Source organism: Nocardia sp. GCM10030253 (genome assembly GCF_042675075.1).
Classification (GTDB): Bacteria; Actinomycetota; Actinomycetes; order Mycobacteriales; family Mycobacteriaceae; genus Nocardia.
The window spans coordinates 470,103-485,164 of record NZ_JBHTDL010000014.1 but is presented as its reverse complement, the minus strand read 5'-3'; the positions used below and the strand labels follow the sequence as shown (position 1 = coordinate 485,164).

At 65.2% G+C, this 15,062-nt stretch carries 21 protein-coding genes; 15 read left to right on the top strand and 6 right to left on the bottom strand.

Annotated elements, in window-relative coordinates; translation table 11 throughout:
• Window positions 1-269: 269 nt before the first annotated feature.
• The 14 genes from rpsJ to ACFQZZ_RS31590 all read left to right on the top strand — a co-directional run bounded on the left by rpsJ (window position 270) and on the right by ACFQZZ_RS31590 (window position 9,893).
• Window positions 270-575, top strand: a complete 306-nt coding sequence (rpsJ, locus tag ACFQZZ_RS31655; RefSeq protein ID WP_003938093.1) for a 30S ribosomal protein S10 — start codon at window positions 270-272, stop codon at window positions 573-575.
• A 14-nt stretch (window positions 576-589) separates the two neighbouring features.
• Window positions 590-1,255: a 50S ribosomal protein L3 gene (gene rplC, locus ACFQZZ_RS31650; RefSeq protein WP_378687979.1), complete on the top strand. Its 666-nt coding sequence runs from the start codon at window positions 590-592 to the stop codon at window positions 1,253-1,255.
• Window positions 1,252-1,926 carry a 50S ribosomal protein L4 gene (gene rplD / locus ACFQZZ_RS31645; RefSeq protein WP_378687976.1) on the top strand — a complete coding sequence of 225 codons (675 nt, stop codon included), beginning with the start codon at window positions 1,252-1,254 and terminating at the stop codon, window positions 1,924-1,926. Before rplC ends, rplD begins: the two co-directional genes overlap by 4 nt.
• Window positions 1,923-2,228, top strand: a complete 306-nt coding sequence (gene rplW, locus ACFQZZ_RS31640) for a 50S ribosomal protein L23 (protein ID WP_040686547.1) — start codon at window positions 1,923-1,925, stop codon at window positions 2,226-2,228. The genes rplD and rplW overlap by 4 nt, the downstream gene beginning before the upstream one ends.
• Window positions 2,229-2,261: 33 nt before the next feature.
• On the top strand, window positions 2,262-3,101 hold the full coding sequence (rplB, locus tag ACFQZZ_RS31635; protein WP_378687972.1) for a 50S ribosomal protein L2: 840 nt from the start codon (window positions 2,262-2,264) through the stop codon (window positions 3,099-3,101).
• 17 nt (window positions 3,102-3,118) lie between these two features.
• Window positions 3,119-3,400 carry a 30S ribosomal protein S19 gene (gene rpsS, locus ACFQZZ_RS31630; RefSeq protein ID WP_364903870.1) on the top strand — a complete coding sequence of 94 codons (282 nt, stop codon included), beginning with the start codon at window positions 3,119-3,121 and terminating at the stop codon, window positions 3,398-3,400.
• Window positions 3,397-3,798, top strand: coding sequence for a 50S ribosomal protein L22 (gene rplV, locus ACFQZZ_RS31625; RefSeq protein ID WP_109525364.1), 402 nt, complete (start codon window positions 3,397-3,399; stop codon window positions 3,796-3,798). The genes rpsS and rplV overlap by 4 nt, the downstream gene beginning before the upstream one ends.
• Window positions 3,799-4,608, top strand: a complete 810-nt coding sequence (gene rpsC, locus ACFQZZ_RS31620; RefSeq protein ID WP_328409153.1) for a 30S ribosomal protein S3 — start codon at window positions 3,799-3,801, stop codon at window positions 4,606-4,608.
• A gap of 3 nt (window positions 4,609-4,611) precedes the next feature.
• Complete coding sequence (gene rplP, locus ACFQZZ_RS31615; protein WP_067519522.1) at window positions 4,612-5,028, top strand: 50S ribosomal protein L16; 417 nt, start codon at window positions 4,612-4,614, stop codon at window positions 5,026-5,028.
• Window positions 5,028-5,267 (top strand): 50S ribosomal protein L29, encoded by a 240-nt coding sequence (gene rpmC, locus ACFQZZ_RS31610; RefSeq protein WP_328409156.1) that lies wholly within the window; start codon window positions 5,028-5,030, stop codon window positions 5,265-5,267. The genes rplP and rpmC overlap by 1 nt, the downstream gene beginning before the upstream one ends.
• The gene (gene rpsQ / locus ACFQZZ_RS31605; RefSeq protein ID WP_378687966.1) at window positions 5,264-5,533 is read left to right on the top strand and encodes a 30S ribosomal protein S17; all 270 of its coding nucleotides are present in this window, start codon (window positions 5,264-5,266) and stop codon (window positions 5,531-5,533) included. Before rpmC ends, rpsQ begins: the two co-directional genes overlap by 4 nt.
• Window positions 5,534-5,687: 154 nt before the next feature.
• Complete coding sequence (locus ACFQZZ_RS31600) at window positions 5,688-6,896, top strand: MFS transporter (protein ID WP_378687963.1); 1,209 nt, start codon at window positions 5,688-5,690, stop codon at window positions 6,894-6,896.
• A 249-nt stretch (window positions 6,897-7,145) separates the two neighbouring features.
• Window positions 7,146-7,628, top strand: coding sequence for an EXLDI protein (locus ACFQZZ_RS31595; protein ID WP_378687960.1), 483 nt, complete (start codon window positions 7,146-7,148; stop codon window positions 7,626-7,628).
• A 45-nt stretch (window positions 7,629-7,673) separates the two neighbouring features.
• A complete protein-coding gene (locus ACFQZZ_RS31590; protein ID WP_378687958.1) occupies window positions 7,674-9,893 on the top strand; it encodes an MMPL family transporter in 2,220 nt (739 codons plus the stop codon).
• Window positions 9,894-10,082: 189 nt separating this feature from the next.
• Here ACFQZZ_RS31590 and ACFQZZ_RS31585 read toward each other — a convergent pair whose 3' ends face one another.
• From ACFQZZ_RS31585 to ACFQZZ_RS31575, 3 genes are all read right to left on the bottom strand, one after another.
• Window positions 10,083-11,732: a hypothetical protein gene (locus tag ACFQZZ_RS31585; protein WP_378687956.1), complete on the bottom strand. Its 1,650-nt coding sequence runs from the start codon at window positions 11,730-11,732 to the stop codon at window positions 10,083-10,085.
• Window positions 11,733-11,904: 172 nt separating this feature from the next.
• Window positions 11,905-12,300 (bottom strand): VOC family protein, encoded by a 396-nt coding sequence (locus tag ACFQZZ_RS31580; RefSeq protein WP_378687953.1) that lies wholly within the window; start codon window positions 12,298-12,300, stop codon window positions 11,905-11,907.
• Between the two features lie 18 nt (window positions 12,301-12,318).
• Window positions 12,319-13,062: a CPBP family intramembrane glutamic endopeptidase gene (locus tag ACFQZZ_RS31575; RefSeq protein ID WP_378687950.1), complete on the bottom strand. Its 744-nt coding sequence runs from the start codon at window positions 13,060-13,062 to the stop codon at window positions 12,319-12,321.
• Window positions 13,063-13,103: 41 nt separating this feature from the next.
• Here ACFQZZ_RS31575 and ACFQZZ_RS31570 point away from each other — a divergent pair, with 41 nt between their 5' ends.
• Window positions 13,104-13,298, top strand: a complete 195-nt coding sequence (locus ACFQZZ_RS31570) for a hypothetical protein (RefSeq protein WP_378687947.1) — start codon at window positions 13,104-13,106, stop codon at window positions 13,296-13,298.
• 54 nt (window positions 13,299-13,352) lie between these two features.
• On the opposite strand, the gene ACFQZZ_RS31565 is transcribed toward ACFQZZ_RS31570, so the two are convergent.
• The 3 genes from ACFQZZ_RS31565 to ACFQZZ_RS31555 are packed head-to-tail and all read right to left on the bottom strand — an operon-like array spanning window position 13,353 to window position 15,044.
• A complete protein-coding gene (locus ACFQZZ_RS31565) occupies window positions 13,353-14,291 on the bottom strand; it encodes an RluA family pseudouridine synthase (RefSeq protein WP_378687945.1) in 939 nt (312 codons plus the stop codon).
• A gap of 59 nt (window positions 14,292-14,350) precedes the next feature.
• Entirely contained in the window at window positions 14,351-14,800 is a 450-nt protein-coding gene (locus ACFQZZ_RS31560) for a TIGR03667 family PPOX class F420-dependent oxidoreductase (protein ID WP_378687944.1), read from the bottom strand.
• 49 nt (window positions 14,801-14,849) lie between these two features.
• The gene (locus ACFQZZ_RS31555) at window positions 14,850-15,044 is read right to left on the bottom strand and encodes a hypothetical protein (RefSeq protein WP_378687941.1); all 195 of its coding nucleotides are present in this window, start codon (window positions 15,042-15,044) and stop codon (window positions 14,850-14,852) included.
• Window positions 15,045-15,062: the final 18 nt, after the last annotated feature.

The following is a 15,062-nucleotide window of genomic DNA, read 5'->3' as shown; positions in this document are numbered from 1 at the left end:
CCTCGCTGGAGTCCAGCGTGGGTACGTCCGGGACAGTGTTCCGAAGCCTGAGGTGAATTTCGATTCCGGGGCAGAGGAATGAGCGGATGGGCGACACGCCCGACCGCGTGGACCGGAGAACCATGACAGATGAACAGCGGCGAGGATCGGGCGTGCCCGGTCGCGATCTCTAGCGAGACGTCTTCGTGTGTTCGGGCTGTGCAAATTGAGGGTGGTACGGAAGCCAGCTTCCGGATCACGAAGGAAAAGCGGAGAAAAGGACACTTAGCGTGGCGGGACAGAAGATCCGCATCAGGCTCAAGGCCTACGACCACGAAGCGATCGACGCGTCTGCGCGCAAGATCGTGGAGACGGTGACCCGCACCGGGGCCCGCGTCGTCGGGCCGGTGCCGTTGCCGACCGAGAAGAACGTGTACTGCGTCATCCGTTCGCCGCACAAGTACAAGGACTCGCGCGAGCACTTCGAGATGCGGACGCACAAGCGGCTGATCGACATCCTCGACCCGACGCCGAAGACGGTTGACGCGCTCATGCGCATCGACCTGCCGGCCAGCGTCGACGTCAACATTCAGTGACGGGGACTCGAGACATGACTGATAACAAGAACAGGCCAGCGGCCGGCATCCTGGGCACCAAGCTCGGCATGACCCAGGTGTTCGACGATAAGAACCGCGTCGTTCCCGTGACCGTCATCAAGGCCGGACCGAACGTCGTTACCCAGATCCGCACCGTGGAGCGCGACGGCTACAGCGCCGTCCAGGTCGCTTTCGGCGCCATCGACCCGCGCAAGGTGAACAAGCCGGTCTCCGGCCAGTTCGCCAAGGCCGGTGTCACCCCGCGTCGCCACGTCGCCGAAATCCGCGTTGCGGATGCTTCCACCTTCGAGGTCGGCCAGGAGCTGACAGCCGAGGTGTTCGAAGAGGGCGCGTACGTGGACGTGACCGGCACCAGCAAGGGCAAGGGCTTCGCCGGCACCATGAAGCGTCACGGCTTCGCAGGTCAGGGTGCCTCGCACGGCGCGCAGGCCGTGCACCGTCGCCCGGGTTCCATCGGTGGTTGCGCCACCCCCGGCCGCGTGTTCAAGGGCATGCGGATGTCGGGCCGGATGGGCAATGACCGCGTCACCACGCAGAACCTGTCGGTTCACAAGGTGGACGCCGAGAACGGCCTGCTGCTGATCAAGGGAGCGATCCCGGGTCGTCGCGGCAACGTCGTCGTCGTCAAGAGCGCCGTGAAGGGTGGTGCACACGCATGACAAGCCTCGAGAAGAAGACCAACCTGACGCTCCCGGTCAAAGAACTGGGCGGCAAGACCAACGGCACCGTCGAACTCCCTTCGGAGATCTTCGACGCGACCGCCAACATCTCGCTGATGCATCAGGTCGTCGTCGCGCAGCTTGCCGCGGCCCGTCAGGGCACGCACTCCACCAAGACCCGCGGTGAAGTCCGCGGTGGTGGCAAGAAGCCGTACCGGCAGAAGGGCACCGGCCGCGCCCGTCAGGGCTCGACCCGCGCGCCTCAGTTCGTCGGTGGTGGCACGGTCCACGGCCCGCAGCCGCGCGACTACAGCCAGCGCACCCCGAAGAAGATGATCCGCGCGGCACTGCGTGGCGCACTTTCGGACCGGGCGCGCAACGAGCGCATCCACGTGATCACCGAACTGGTTGCCGGGCAGGCCCCGTCGACCAAGACGGCCAAGAGCTTCCTCGCGGAGCTGTCGGACCGCAAGAAGTTCCTCGTCGTCCTCGGACGTGAGGACCTCGCGGCCTGGAAGAGCGTGCAGAACCTCGAGTTCGTGCACCCGATCGCGCCGGATCAGCTCAACACCTACGACGTGCTGGAAAGCGACGAAGTGGTGTTCAGCGTCGAGGCCTTGAACGCCTTTGTGCACGGCCCCGCCGAAGCTGCACAGGAGGAGAGCAAGTGACCACCATCGCCGACCCCCGCGACATCCTGCTGGCGCCGGTCATCTCGGAGAAGTCCTACGGACTGATCGAGGAAGGTACCTACACCTTCATCGTGCACCCGGACTCCAACAAGACGCAGATCAAGATCGCCGTCGAGAAGGTTTTCGGCGTGAAGGTGACCAGCGTCAACACCGCCAACCGTCAGGGCAAGCGCAAGCGGACCCGCTTCGGTTACGGCAAGCGCAAGGACACCAAGCGCGCGCTCGTGACCATCTCGGCCGACAGCAAGCCCATCGAGATCTTCGGAGGCCCGGTCGCGTAAGCGCCTGGGAATCCAGAAAGTAGAGAAGAACTCATGGCAATCCGTAAATACAAGCCGACAACCCCCGGTCGCCGTGGCTCGTCCGTCTCGGACTTCGCCGAGATCACTCGGTCGACCCCCGAGAAGTCGCTGATTCGCCCGCTGCACAGCAAGGGTGGTCGTAATGCGCACGGTCGCATCACCACTCGGCACCGCGGTGGCGGCCACAAGCGCGCCTACCGTCTGATCGACTTCCGTCGACTGGACAAGGACGGCATCCCGGCCAAGGTCGCTCACATCGAGTACGACCCGAACCGGACCGCCAACATCGCGCTGCTGCACTACGTGGACGGCGAGAAGCGATACATCATCGCGCCCAAGGGCATCGCGCAGGGCACCCCGATCGAGTCCGGCCCCACGGCCGACATCAAGCCGGGTAACAACCTGCCGCTGCGCAACATCCCGACCGGTACCACGATCCACAACGTGGAGCTGCGTCCGGGCGGTGGCGCGAAGATGGCTCGCTCCGCCGGCTCCAGCGTCCAGCTGCTCGGTAAGGAAGGCCCCTACGCCACGCTGCGTATGCCCTCCGGTGAAATCCGTCGCGTCGACGTGCGCTGCCGCGCCACCGTCGGCGAGGTCGGCAACGCCGAGCAGTCGAACATCAACTGGGGCAAGGCCGGCCGTATGCGCTGGAAGGGTCGCCGCCCAACCGTCCGTGGTGTCGTGATGAACCCGGTCGACCACCCGCATGGTGGTGGTGAGGGTAAGACCTCCGGTGGTCGCCACCCGGTCAGCCCGTGGGGTCAGCCGGAAGGCCGCACCCGCAAGCCCAACCGTCCGAGTGACAAGCTCATCGTCCGCCGCCGCCGCACTGGCAAGAACAAGCGATAACCAGGAGGGAGTAGAAGATGCCACGCAGTCTTAAGAAGGGCCCGTTCGTCGACGATCACCTCCTCGCGAAGGTGGACGTTCAGAACGAGAAGGGCACGAAGCAGGTCATCAAGACCTGGTCGCGTCGTTCCACGATCATCCCCGACTTCATCGGTCACACCTTCGCCGTCCATGACGGTCGCAAGCACGTGCCGGTGTTCGTGTCGGACAACATGGTCGGGCACAAGCTCGGTGAGTTTGCGCCGACGCGCACGTTCAGGAGCCACGTCAAGGACGACCGGAAGAGCAAGCGGCGATGACCACTGAGACTCAGAATCCGACGGCTCGCGCGACGGCCAAGCATGTTCGCGTGACCCCGATGAAGGCCCGCCGCGTTGTGGACCTGGTCCGCGGCAAGCGTGTCGAGGACGCACTGGCGATCCTGAAGTTCGCGCCGCAGGCCGCGAGCGAGCCGGTTGCCAAGGTCGTGGCGAGTGCCGCGGCGAACGCCGAGAACAACCTCGGCCTCAACCCGGCCACGCTCGTTATCTCGACGGCTTACGTCGACGAGGGCGCGACCATGAAGCGGTTCCAGCCGCGTGCACAGGGTCGGGCGTTCCGGATCCGGAAGCGCACCAGCCACATCACCATCGAGGTCGAGAGCGTTCCCACCGCCGGTGGATCCACTCGTAACCGCCGGAAGGGAGGGGCAAAGTAAATGGGACAGAAAATCAACCCCCATGGCTTCCGCCTCGGTATCACCACCGACTGGAAGTCGCGTTGGTACGCGGACAAGCAGTACGCGGAATACGTGAAGGAAGACGTCCAGATCCGCAAGCTCCTCGCCACCGGCATGGAGCGGGCAGGCATCTCGAAGGTCGAGATCGAGCGCACCCGTGACCGGGTTCGTGTCGACATCCACACCGCGCGTCCCGGCATCGTCATCGGTCGCCGTGGCGCCGAGGCCGACCGCATCCGTGCGGAGCTGGAGAAGCTCACCAAGAAGCAGGTGCAGCTGAACATCCTCGAGGTGAAGAACGCCGAGTCGGATGCGCAGCTCGTTGCCCAGGGTGTGGCCGAGCAGCTGTCCAACCGTGTGGCGTTCCGTCGTGCGATGCGTAAGGCCATCCAGTCGGCCATGCGTTCGCCGAACGTCAAGGGCATCCGTGTGCAGTGCTCGGGCCGCCTCGGTGGCGCCGAAATGTCGCGCTCGGAGTTCTACCGTGAGGGTCGGGTTCCGCTGCACACGCTGCGTGCGGACATCGACTACGGCCTGTACGAGGCCAAGACCACCTTCGGTCGTATCGGCGTGAAGGTTTGGATCTACAAGGGCGACATCGTCGGTGGCAAGCGTGAGGTCACGGCTTCGGCCGCGCCCGCGGCCGGTGACCGCCGCGAGCGTCGTGAGCGGCCTAGCCGCCCGCGTCGGTCCGGTTCTGCCGGTACCACCGCGACCAGCACTGAGGCCGGGCGTGCAGCCACCGCCACTGCGGTTGCCGACGCCCCGGCAGAAAAGCAGGAGGGCTGACGCATGTTGATGCCTCGGAAGGTCAAGCACCGGAAGCAGCATCACCCGGGTCGTTCCGGAATGGCAAAGGGCGGCACCTCGGTCGCGTTCGGTGAATACGGCATCCAGGCTCTCGAGCCCGCCTACGTCACCAACCGGCAGATCGAGTCGGCTCGTATCGCGATGACCCGCCACATCAAGCGTGGCGGCAAGATCTGGATCAACATCTACCCGGATCGCCCGCTCACCAAGAAGCCTGCCGAGACCCGCATGGGTTCCGGTAAGGGTTCGCCGGAGTGGTGGATCGCGAACGTCAAGCCCGGTCGCGTGATGTTCGAAATGAGTTACCCCAATGAGGAGACCGCTCGCGAGGCCCTGCGTCGCGCGATGCACAAGCTCCCGATGAAGTGCAGGATCGTGACAAGGGAGGAGCAGTTCTGATGGCTACCGGAACACCGGCCGCAGAGCTCCGCGAGCTCACCGAAGAGGAGCTCGTCGCCCGCCTGCGTGAGTCGAAGGAAGAGCTGTTCAACCTGCGCTTCCAAATGGCGACGGGTCAGCTGGACAACAACCGTCGGCTGCGCGTCGTTCGTCACGAGATCGCGCGGATCTACACGGTCATGCGTGAGCGCGAGCTCGGTCTGGCCACGGCACCCGCTGGCAAGGGAGATGCGGCATGAGCGAGAAGCAGGAAGAGCGCAACAGCCGCAAGGTACGTGTCGGCTACGTTGTCTCGGACAAGATGAACAAGACGATCGTCGTCGAGCTGGAAGACCGTAACCGGCACAAGCTCTACGGCAAGATCATTCGCACCACCTCCAAGGTGAAGGCGCATGACGAGAACGAGATCGCCGGTATCGGTGACCGCGTTCAGCTGATGGAGACCCGTCCGCTGTCGGCCACCAAGCGCTGGCGTCTGGTCGAGGTCCTCGAGAAGGCCAAGTAAGCCTCATCTCGAGACTCTGAGTTCACAAGTCGAAGGCCCACTTCCCATCTGGGAGGTGGGCCTTCGTCGTCGTTGCCGAACAATTTTTTTCGATACCCCCTCGGCGGTGGAAAATTGCTGGCGCATCGGCCGAGTAGCGTGAAGGCTCGGTTGGGTGCGGTCCTATCGGGAGGTCCTTTCCAGCTCCGCGGTGCGCAACGTGCTGCTGCTCGGGGCGCTGGTCCGAATCCCGTTCTTCGCCGGGGCCGTGTTGCTCGCGCTGCATGTCGTGCAGACGCTGCACGGCTCCTATGTCCAGGCCGGTGCGCTCAGCACAGTCGTCACCGTCTGCATCGCGCTGAGCGGGCCGTGGCGCGGCAGGCTGCTCGATCGGTTCGGGCTGCGCCGCACGATCTTGCCATCCATAGTGGTCGGGGCGGTGTGCTGGTCGTTCGCGCCGTTCGTCGACTACGTGCCATTACTCGTGCTCGCCGCGGTCGCCGGACTTTTCGACATCCCTGTCTTCACCGTGGTCCGCCAGGCAGTTATCGCGGCGACCACCGAGGACGATCGCCAGCCCGCGCTCGCGTTGGAATCGGTGTCGGTCGAAGTCGCCTTCATGATCGGGCCGGTGCTCGGAGTCGCGGCCACCGCCATCTGGTCGACAACGGTCGTGTTGTTCTGTGTGCAGATGTTTCTGGTGCTGGCGGGCCTTCTGGTGTGGTTGCTGAACCCGCCGCTGCGATCGACGGCGGCCGAGGGGCGCACCACCCCCACTCCGCGACGTGCGTGGTTCCGGATCGAATTCGTCGCGCTGTGTGTCGGCGCCAGCACGGCCATATCGGTACTCGCGGCCTCCGAACTGACTTTCGTTTCCGCCATGCGAGAGTTCGACGCGCAGCAGTGGCTCGGCGTGGTCATGGCCTGCTGGGGTCTCGGTTCGTTGGTCGGCGGTCTCGTTTACGGCGCACTGCACCGCACGATCTCGACCTACGTCCTGCTCGCCGGACTCGGCGCTGTCACCGTCCCGATGGCCTTTGTCAGCGGTCCCACCTCTCTTGCCGTAACAGGCTTCGTCGCCGGACTCCTCTGCGCGCCAACACTTATCGCCTCCGTCGATCAGCTGAGCCGGGTCGTCCCCGAGGCCGCCCGCGGCGAGGCGATCGGCTGGCACGGGGCCGCAATGACCCTCGGCAACGGCATCGGTAGCTCCATGGCCGGTGTCGCCATCGACGCGGGCGGATTCCCGGCAGGCTTCGGGTCGGCGGCAGCCCTCGGGCTCGGACTCGGTGTGGGCTTGGCAGCGCTGGTCGGCGTCGCGGCGAAGCGTCATACAGCGGGTGAGTATGAGCCTGCGCGGCAAGTGTCCGGGAAGTTCACGTAAGGCTCAGCGCGAAACGCGATGGACCGCCGCCGCGCCATGCGAACGGCCTCGGCGGCGTCGAATCTCGCGGCCGTCTTGCGTTATACGTATACATCTACTTATAGTGAGTCCAGACGGAATGCTGGGCCATATTCGAGGGTCGGCATAGCCGGAGAGCGGAAGATCGACCAGCTGCGACGGAACCGAATGGGGTGCCGGCGCCGGTACTTCGATGCGTATATGCGCATTCGTTTATGAAATGAGGGGATCATGTCCACTGATACGCGGCAGCTGTCCAGCACTGCAGACGTCTCGTCCGAGGAGCAGTCCGCGGCGAGCGGGATCGACCTGCAAAAAGGCGCTGCGGGGGAGTTCGGTGAGGTGGTGCTGAAGGTTGGGCCCGGTGGTGCTCGGCAGCAGCGCTTTTTCGGGCGGCTGGTGGGGGAATCGCGGCAATACAGCAAGGTCGCAATCGAGACGGTACGGGTCTATCTGAGCCGCAAGGGCAAGTACGTGGTGCAGGTTCACCGGTCCGAATGGTCGGACCTCGCCGAGTCGACCGACTGGTTCAAAGACTGGAAGAACTGGAAGAACTGGCGCGGCATGGTCGGCGCCGATGAGCTGAGCTGGGGTGACTTCACCGTCGAGGTGGTCGACTCGCTCGAGCAGTTGCGGGACCGGGTGCCGGAGAAGATCTACCGCACACTCGTCGACGTGGCAGCGCACCCGTATTCCCAAGACCTCGACGTCTGAACTACCCGGATCTGATCGTTCAGATCTCGAAAGGAACTCTCCGACATGTTCGCTCGACTGGGACGCCTCGTCGTTCACCACCCGTGGAAGGTGATCGGCGCGTGGCTGCTCATCGCGATCGCGGTGGTGGTCTCGGCACCGAAACTCACCTCGACCACCGACCAATCAGAATTCCTGCCATCGCATTACGAGTCGATTCAAGCGATGCAGTTGCAGCAGAAGGCATTCCCGCAGAGCGCGGCACCGGCGGCGATCCTGGTATTTGTCCGGGACGACGGTGCACCGCTGAACGACGAGAATTCGGCCATGATCGCGGGGATCGCGGCGAAGCTCGGTGACGAAAAGATCAAGGACGTCACCGGAATCCAGGCTGTCCCGCCCGCGGAGAATCGCCTGGTGCAGATCGCCGCAGTGCAGATGACGAAGGTCACGACTGCGGGCGACACAACCCAGTCCGACGCGGTCAAGGCGCTACGTGACGCACTGCAAGCGCAGGTCAAGGGCACGGACCTGAAGGCAGGCATCACCGGCCAGGCGGCGCAGACATTGGACCAGACGGAATCCAGCGAGAAGGGCATGGCCATCATCGGCATCGCCACCGTCGTGTTGATTCTGGTGCTGCTGCTGATCATCTTCCGCAGCCCGGTGATCGCGCTGCTGCCGATCATCGTGATCGGCGGGGTCTCCAGCACCGTCGGCGGCTTGATTGCCATGGTCAGCAAGGCTTTCGACCTCAAAGTGGACAGTTCGGTCAACTCCATCCTGCTGGTCGTACTGTTCGGTGTCGGTACCGACTACATCCTGTTCCTGATGTTCCGCTACCGCGAACGGCTGCGGGCGGGCGAGGATCCGAAGACCGCAATGGTCTCCGCCGTCACCCGTGTCGGTGAGGCGATCACCTCGGCGGCGGGCGCGGTGATCATCGCGTTCATGGCGCTGACACTGTCGAGCCTCGGCATGTTCCGTGCGCTCGGCCCGGCGCTGGCGATCGCGGTCACGGTCGCGCTGGCCGCCGGACTGACCCTCGTTCCCGCGATCGTTTCGCTGCTCGGCACCAAGGTGTTCTGGCCGTCGAAGGCGTGGCAGGCGGAGCCGAAGGGTGCGCGGTTCGCCGCGGTCGGCGCAGCGCTCGGGCGTCGTCCCGGTGCGTTCGCCGTGGTCTCCGGTGGTGTGCTGGTCGCGCTCGGCGTGTTCGCCTTCGGATTCAATCCGACATTCGACCTCAGCTCGGGTTCGACATCGGACACCTCCGAATCCACGGTCTACAGCAAGGAATTGCTCAAGGGCATGCCTGCGGGAGCTACCCAGCCCTCGGATGTGCTGCTGCGCTCGGAGGGCGGCGCGCTGACCTCCGCGCAGCTCACGGACTACCGTGCCGCGCTGGCCGGTGTACCGGGAGTGGGTCAGGTATCGGAGCCGCTGCCGTCGAGTGATGGTGCCATCGCCGCATTCCAGGTGACGCTCAGTTCCGCGCCGGAATCGGATGCCGCGCTCGAGACAGTTCGTGGTCCGTTGCGGGACACCGCACACGCCGCCGCACCGGCGGGCACGACAGCCGTCGTGGGTGGTATCACCTCGGTCTACGTCGACTTCCAGGAGGCGATGAACCGCGACTACACCATTGTGTTCCCGGTCGCGGCGATTCTGATCATGATCGTGCTCGCGCTGCTACTGCGCAGCGTGGTCGCCCCGTGGTACCTGATGGCCTCGGTATTCCTCGGATTCGCCGCGACTCTCGGCGCTGCGGTGCTGGTTTTCCAGCACTTCCAAGGCAATTCGGGCCTGATCTTCACCCTGCCGGTGATCATGTATCTGTTCGTGGTCGCGCTCGGTACCGACTACAACATCCTGATGGTCGCTCGGTTGCGGGAAGAGGCCCGTGAGGGTCGCGACCCACGCCAGGCCGCCGCGCTCGGCGTGCACCACACGGGTCCGACCATCGCCGCGGCGGGCGTCATCCTCGCAGGCACGTTCGCCTCGATGATGTTGGCGGGCAACAACGTGCTGTCCCAGATGGGTTTCGCCATCTCGGTCGGCATCGCCATCGCCGCCTTCGTCATGGCGATGTTCTTCACCCCGGCGATCACCGCGCTGCTCGGCCACCGCGCCTGGTGGCCGGGTCATGGCGACCGGGGAGTGGAGCAGGACGGCGCGAGCCGGTCCTCCGACGGCTATTACGCCCCGCACCGAGACGACATCCAGCAGGTCTCGGCTGCTAGCGGATCGAACTCGGGCTGGTCGAACACCGGGGAGTGGCGCCGGTAACCGTCGACGAAAGGGCTGTTCGCTCGGAACATTCGAGCGGGCGGCCCTTTTCGCGTCTCGGCGAAAGTGTTCCGGATGGAGCCGTCGCCAGGGTGCGCGCCGACGTCTGGGTGTCGGTAGATGGAGGCGTTGTGTTCGAATGCGGCTGACGGCCCGATCAGCTGACTGCCCGATCAGCTGACTGCCCGATCAGCTGACTGCGTAGGGGCGGCGGACCTTGCGGGCGGATTCGAGCACTCGGGAGACCGCGGTGCGCGACAGCCCGACCTCGTTGCCGATGCTGGTCGGAGTCCACGATTGGTCGGCGAGGATGAGGATTTCGGCGAGCTGTTCGACCGGGAGTGCGGAGAGACCGCGTTCCGCGATTTCCCTTGCTACTGCCCACACCTCGACGTCGTCGAGTTCGGCGACCATGTCGTCGCTCTCGGACAGGATGGTGTCGGCGGAAAGGGCTTGGACGGCTTCGTTGATCACATCGACGGAATTGCGGCGCTCGTCGTCCGGCTCGGCGCTCGCGCTGGGCTCGGTGTGGTTGCGTGGCTGCTGTTTCGGGCGGTCCGCCTGGGGCGGGCGCTGGCCGGTACCCGGCCGTTCGCTGCTCACCTCGGGTTCGGTGTGGCTGCGTGGCTGCTGTTTCCGGCGATCATCCGGGTGTTGGCCTACGCCGTTTACCGGACGACCGTTGCTCGTGCCGCGGTCGGTGCGGTTGTCGGACTGCGCTTGGGCGGTGGGTGATTCGGCCGTCGAATGGTGCTCCACGTTGTCGGAGTTCGTCCGAGCGTCGGTCGACGGCGTGTCGGCGATCGTGCCCGCGTGCTCTTCGCCGTTGCGTCGAGTGAGCGGCACCGCGTGCAGCGGATAACCGACCGGCATCTCGGCGGTGGTTGCGCCGTTGCGGTTGTCCGGCTCGGCGAAACCCGGCACGGGAACCGGATCGACGATCGATTCGATATCCCGCGCCGCGAGCAATTCCAGCAGGTCGGTGGGCTCGTCCCGGGGGATCGCCGCGACCGGGACGTCGGAAGCGACTCGGTGACTCGGCTGAATGCTCGGCAAATCGTTCGACTCGACTACCGGTGCGCTGTCGATCAACAGCGCGTAGCGGGCGGATACCCAAGCATGCAGCCAGATTACGACGCCGACCATGACCGGCGCGATCGCGTATTCGGCGGCGCGGCCGAGCGCACCCGCGGCCAGATGCGGGCCCGCGTTCAGTGCGATGGTGGTACCGAGCAGTGCGGTCTCGAAGAAGATGACTTTGCCGCGGGCGAGTTCACGACCCCACCGGGCGGCCGTCGTCGCGGCGACCATGATGGTGATGATCGGGATCGAGATCATCGCCTCGATGCCGTAGCTCAACCAGTAGAGCGGGTCGGTCATGTCGCCGCTCGGCACCAGGTTGTGCTGCACGTTCACCCCGGCCCACACCATGCCGAGCACCACGACCGCGATCAGCGCCCGCGACGACCATTCCGCGCGCCGGTACAGCTGCGCAAGTCGCGCATCCTGATTCGACACCCGTCGCCGCGCCGCCAGCGCACGCCGATGCCATCGTGCGTCGGCATCCTCCGCCTTTCGGATGGCGGCCGCGGTGCGCCGGTCGCGCTCCTCGGCCGCGAGTTCGTCCTCGACCGCCCGCCGCCGCTGCCCGCGCCGCTGGGCCCGAACCCATTCCGCGAGTTCACGTTCTGCCGCGATCTCCGTATCCGACAGCACCGCCAGCAGCGCCGCATCGTGCTGCAACGGCAATTTGCCACGTGCTTCGGCAACTCGCTGCGCCAATGCGGCGATTTCGGAACCGGCGATTTCGGAATTATTGGTCGACTGTCCGTCGCGCATCGCGAGCCTTCCCAGGGGCAGGTGTCATGCCGTGAGACCTACTTGCTCGAACATATGTGTGATCGCAGTGAGACTAAACCGACATCTCCCCGAGGTCAATGCCGATGCTCGAACAAGTGCTCGAATCGAAAACGGCCGTCCGCTCGAATCATCGGAGCGAACGGTCGCCGCGTCAGGCGTTCTTGTGGCAGACCGCTTCCAGCATGACGCCGTCGGGCCCGGTCCAGAATGTGGCGTAATACGGCGGCGGGTACTGGGGGAATTCCTGTGGGGCGTGGATGATTTCATCCCCGCGGGTAGTGGCCCACGTGTGCACGCGATCAACCGCGGCACGGGTGGGGACCATGAATGCCAGGTGCTGGAGTCCGGGGTGGGTGCGGGAATAGCTGGTGGATTCGGCGGGGTAGAAGAAGAGGAAAGTGCCTACTTTGCCGCTGCCGGGCCGGTAAGCGAATTGGGTGTCGTCGCGCAGCAGTGGCTCGTAGTCGAGCAGCGGCATCAATTCGTCGTAATAGGCATGGGCCGCAACGAGATTGCCGACGTTGATGCCGAGATGTCCGAGGGGCATCTTCGCAATCTAGCGTGATCAGCTCAGCGTCGTGTGCCAGACGATCGCGGCCGCGAGGGCGCCTGCGCCGTTGACCGACCAGTGCAGCGCGATCGGGGCGAGCAGGCTGCCGCTACGGCGGCGCAGCCAGGTGAAGACCACGCCCGCGGCGGCGGTGGCCACGACGGCGAGCACGATGCCGACGATCTGTCCGACCACGCCGCCGCCGACGAATCCGCTCAGTCCCCGGTTACTGGAAGTCAGGCCGAGCGACGAGGCGATGTGCCACATACCGAACAGCAGTGAGCCGGCCGCGAAGACACCCCGTGCGCCGTAGACGCGATCGAGGGTGCCGTGCAGGACGCCGCGGAATGCCAGTTCCTCGGGGATCACCGTCTGCAGCGGGATCACGATCATCGAGGCGATCAACGCGCCGGAGATGGTGGCGTAGCGGTCGGCGAGGAAGAACGGGCGAGTCATCGGCAGTGCCGCGCCGATGGCGACGACGGCAAGCACCAGGCCGACGGCGGCCAGCGCGTAGATCGAGCCGCGCCGCCAGTGCCGTGGCGAGAGGCCCAGTTCGGACCAGCCGAGTCCGCGCCGTCGAACCAGCGCGAGCAGTACGACGGCGGCGACCGGGACGGTCACGATGCTGGCCCATGCCGTGGTGAAGTGGGCGATCAGATTGGTACCTGCCAGGACAACCACGACGACGGCCACGTCGATGTACGCATGCAATTTGTGGCGGGGTGGGGCCGCTTCCTCGAGGTCCTGTTGAAGCACCCGGCCCAGTGTACGGATCCATGTCAACGAGGGAATGCCCTGTGACTCATCTGACTGTAACGTGTTTCAGTTTTTCTTTCTACGACAACGCGCTGTGGAAGCCACAGAAGTCGGGTACCCACACCCGCGCCGCCCTGCAGGGCCTCGCCTACGAGATCAAGGTGAACGTCGGCGAGCCGACCCTGACCGGCAGTGCCACCTGTGGTGCGGGACCGCTCGGCTTCATGGGGTCCTGAAAGCCGCGCCCGGCGCGGCCTGAGCCACCGTGTCGGGCGCTGGGCCGGCTGACTTCAGGGTCGTCGGCCGGCCCATTCTTCCGGCTCGGTCCAGGCCTGCAGGCTGCGCGTGGTTTCGAAGCGGCGTGCGGCACCCGTGATCGGGTCGGTGAACTCGAGCGTCGAGGCGAGCAATTGCAGCGGCCGGGTGAAATCGTCCACCGGTTTGTCGGTGAGTACCGGGTAGAAATCGTCGCCGAGGATCGGGATGCCGAGACCGTTCATATGCAGCCGCAGTTGGTGGGTGCGGCCGGTCAGCGGGCGCAGCCGATAGCGGCCGAGTCCGTCCCGGTGCTGCAGCAGTTCGATCCGCGTCTCGGCATTGGGCTCACCTGGCACTTCCTGTGCGACGAGCACCTGCTTTTCCTTGATGATGCGGCTGCGCACCGTGCGCGGCAGGTCGAGCTCAGGATCGAACGGCGCGATCGCTTCGTATTCCTTGCGGACAGTGCGCTTGTGAAACATTGTCTGATACGCCCCGCGCCGGGCCGGATTGGCGACGAACAGAATCAGCCCGGCGGTGACGCGATCGAGCCGATGGGCGGGTATGAGATCGGGCAGGTCGAGCTCGCGGCGCAACCGGACCAGCGCGGTCTGCAAGATGTGCTGGCCACGCGGAATGGTCGCAAGGAAGTGTGGTTTGTCCACCACGAGCAGGTCGTCGTCGCGATGCACGATGGTGATATCGAACGGCACTGTGGTCTCGTCGGGCAGATCGCGGTGAAACCACACCGCGCCACCGGGGACATACGGTGCGTCGGGTGCGAGCGGACCCGTGAGATCGACGATGCCGCCTTCGCGTAGCAGCTGATCGATTCTGGCCGCGGCCACCCGGGGCAGTCGCTCGACCAGATGGTCACGAACGGTCGCCCAGTGACCCTCCTCCGGCAGGCGGAGGCGGGCCGGATCCAGGCCGTGCCGTTTGGGCAACGGCGGCTGCTGCCTCCTTCTCATCGAGAATGACAATAGTCGGGTCGCTCAACAGCCTCGGACGCCGATGCCGGGTTTGTGGATCAGAAGCCGCGAAGACGGTCGGGCTTGACCCGGACCGCGACGGAGTATTCGGCGTAGAACTCTTCGTCGGTCATCGCGATATCAACCAGACCCCGGGCGTATTTCTCGGTATACGCGGCGATTTCCGCGGTGGTGGCGCCGGATTCATCGATGCGCGCGGTGCCGGTGAGTATTACGACATTGCCGCCGGTTTCGGTCGCGTTGAGGTTCAACGAGACCCGCGGATTACGGGCGATATTGCGCAACTTGGGCTTGTCGGCCTGACTGAAGAACAGAAACTCCTCGCCGTCCCAGCGGAACCAGACCGGGTTCGGTTGTGGGGTTCCGCTGGCGCCGACGGTGGTCAGCCAGATGACTTGTTCGCTGTCAAGGCGGGCGGCGACCTTGGCGCCGAACTCGGTGCTGGTATCGACGACGGGCGTGGAGCGATCGGATTCCGTGGTGGTCATGACGGTAGGTAACACCGCGGCACCCTTGTCGATTCCGCCCGAGCCCGGGCTACGGTTCCGCGCGCTCGTCGAGCACCATCAGGCGGGCTTCCACCAGAGTCCGGCGCGCCCTGCGGCGAACCTTGCAGACATCCACGCCGCAGGACAGGTGCACCTGCATCGCGCGATGCGCTTGGTCGGCGGTGAGCTCGCCCGGATCGGTCCGGCAATCGGCAATGGTCGAAATGATTTGCGTAACGAACATTTTCACAACTCCACCTAC

What these genes read in the sequence shown, in the direction of transcription:
- rplC (WP_378687979.1), top strand. Translation starts at nt 590, where the DNA reads ATGACTGATAACAAGAACAGGCCAGCGGCCGGCATCCTGGGCACCAAG.
- rplD (WP_378687976.1), top strand. Translation starts at nt 1,252, where the DNA reads ATGACAAGCCTCGAGAAGAAGACCAACCTGACGCTCCCGGTCAAAGAA.
- rplB (WP_378687972.1), top strand. Translation starts at nt 2,262, where the DNA reads ATGGCAATCCGTAAATACAAGCCGACAACCCCCGGTCGCCGTGGCTCG.
- rpsS (WP_364903870.1), top strand. Translation starts at nt 3,119, where the DNA reads ATGCCACGCAGTCTTAAGAAGGGCCCGTTCGTCGACGATCACCTCCTC.
- rplV (WP_109525364.1), top strand. Translation starts at nt 3,397, where the DNA reads ATGACCACTGAGACTCAGAATCCGACGGCTCGCGCGACGGCCAAGCAT.
- rpsC (WP_328409153.1), top strand. Translation starts at nt 3,799, where the DNA reads ATGGGACAGAAAATCAACCCCCATGGCTTCCGCCTCGGTATCACCACC.
- rplP (WP_067519522.1), top strand. Translation starts at nt 4,612, where the DNA reads ATGTTGATGCCTCGGAAGGTCAAGCACCGGAAGCAGCATCACCCGGGT.
- rpmC (WP_328409156.1), top strand. Translation starts at nt 5,028, where the DNA reads ATGGCTACCGGAACACCGGCCGCAGAGCTCCGCGAGCTCACCGAAGAG.
- rpsQ (WP_378687966.1), top strand. Translation starts at nt 5,264, where the DNA reads ATGAGCGAGAAGCAGGAAGAGCGCAACAGCCGCAAGGTACGTGTCGGC.
- ACFQZZ_RS31595 (WP_378687960.1), top strand. Translation starts at nt 7,146, where the DNA reads ATGTCCACTGATACGCGGCAGCTGTCCAGCACTGCAGACGTCTCGTCC.
- ACFQZZ_RS31590 (WP_378687958.1), top strand. Translation starts at nt 7,674, where the DNA reads ATGTTCGCTCGACTGGGACGCCTCGTCGTTCACCACCCGTGGAAGGTG.
- ACFQZZ_RS31585 (WP_378687956.1), bottom strand. Translation starts at nt 11,732, where the DNA reads ATGCGCGACGGACAGTCGACCAATAATTCCGAAATCGCCGGTTCCGAA.
- ACFQZZ_RS31580 (WP_378687953.1), bottom strand. Translation starts at nt 12,300, where the DNA reads ATGCCCCTCGGACATCTCGGCATCAACGTCGGCAATCTCGTTGCGGCC.
- ACFQZZ_RS31565 (WP_378687945.1), bottom strand. Translation starts at nt 14,291, where the DNA reads ATGAGAAGGAGGCAGCAGCCGCCGTTGCCCAAACGGCACGGCCTGGAT.
- ACFQZZ_RS31560 (WP_378687944.1), bottom strand. Translation starts at nt 14,800, where the DNA reads ATGACCACCACGGAATCCGATCGCTCCACGCCCGTCGTCGATACCAGC.
- ACFQZZ_RS31555 (WP_378687941.1), bottom strand. Translation starts at nt 15,044, where the DNA reads ATGTTCGTTACGCAAATCATTTCGACCATTGCCGATTGCCGGACCGAT.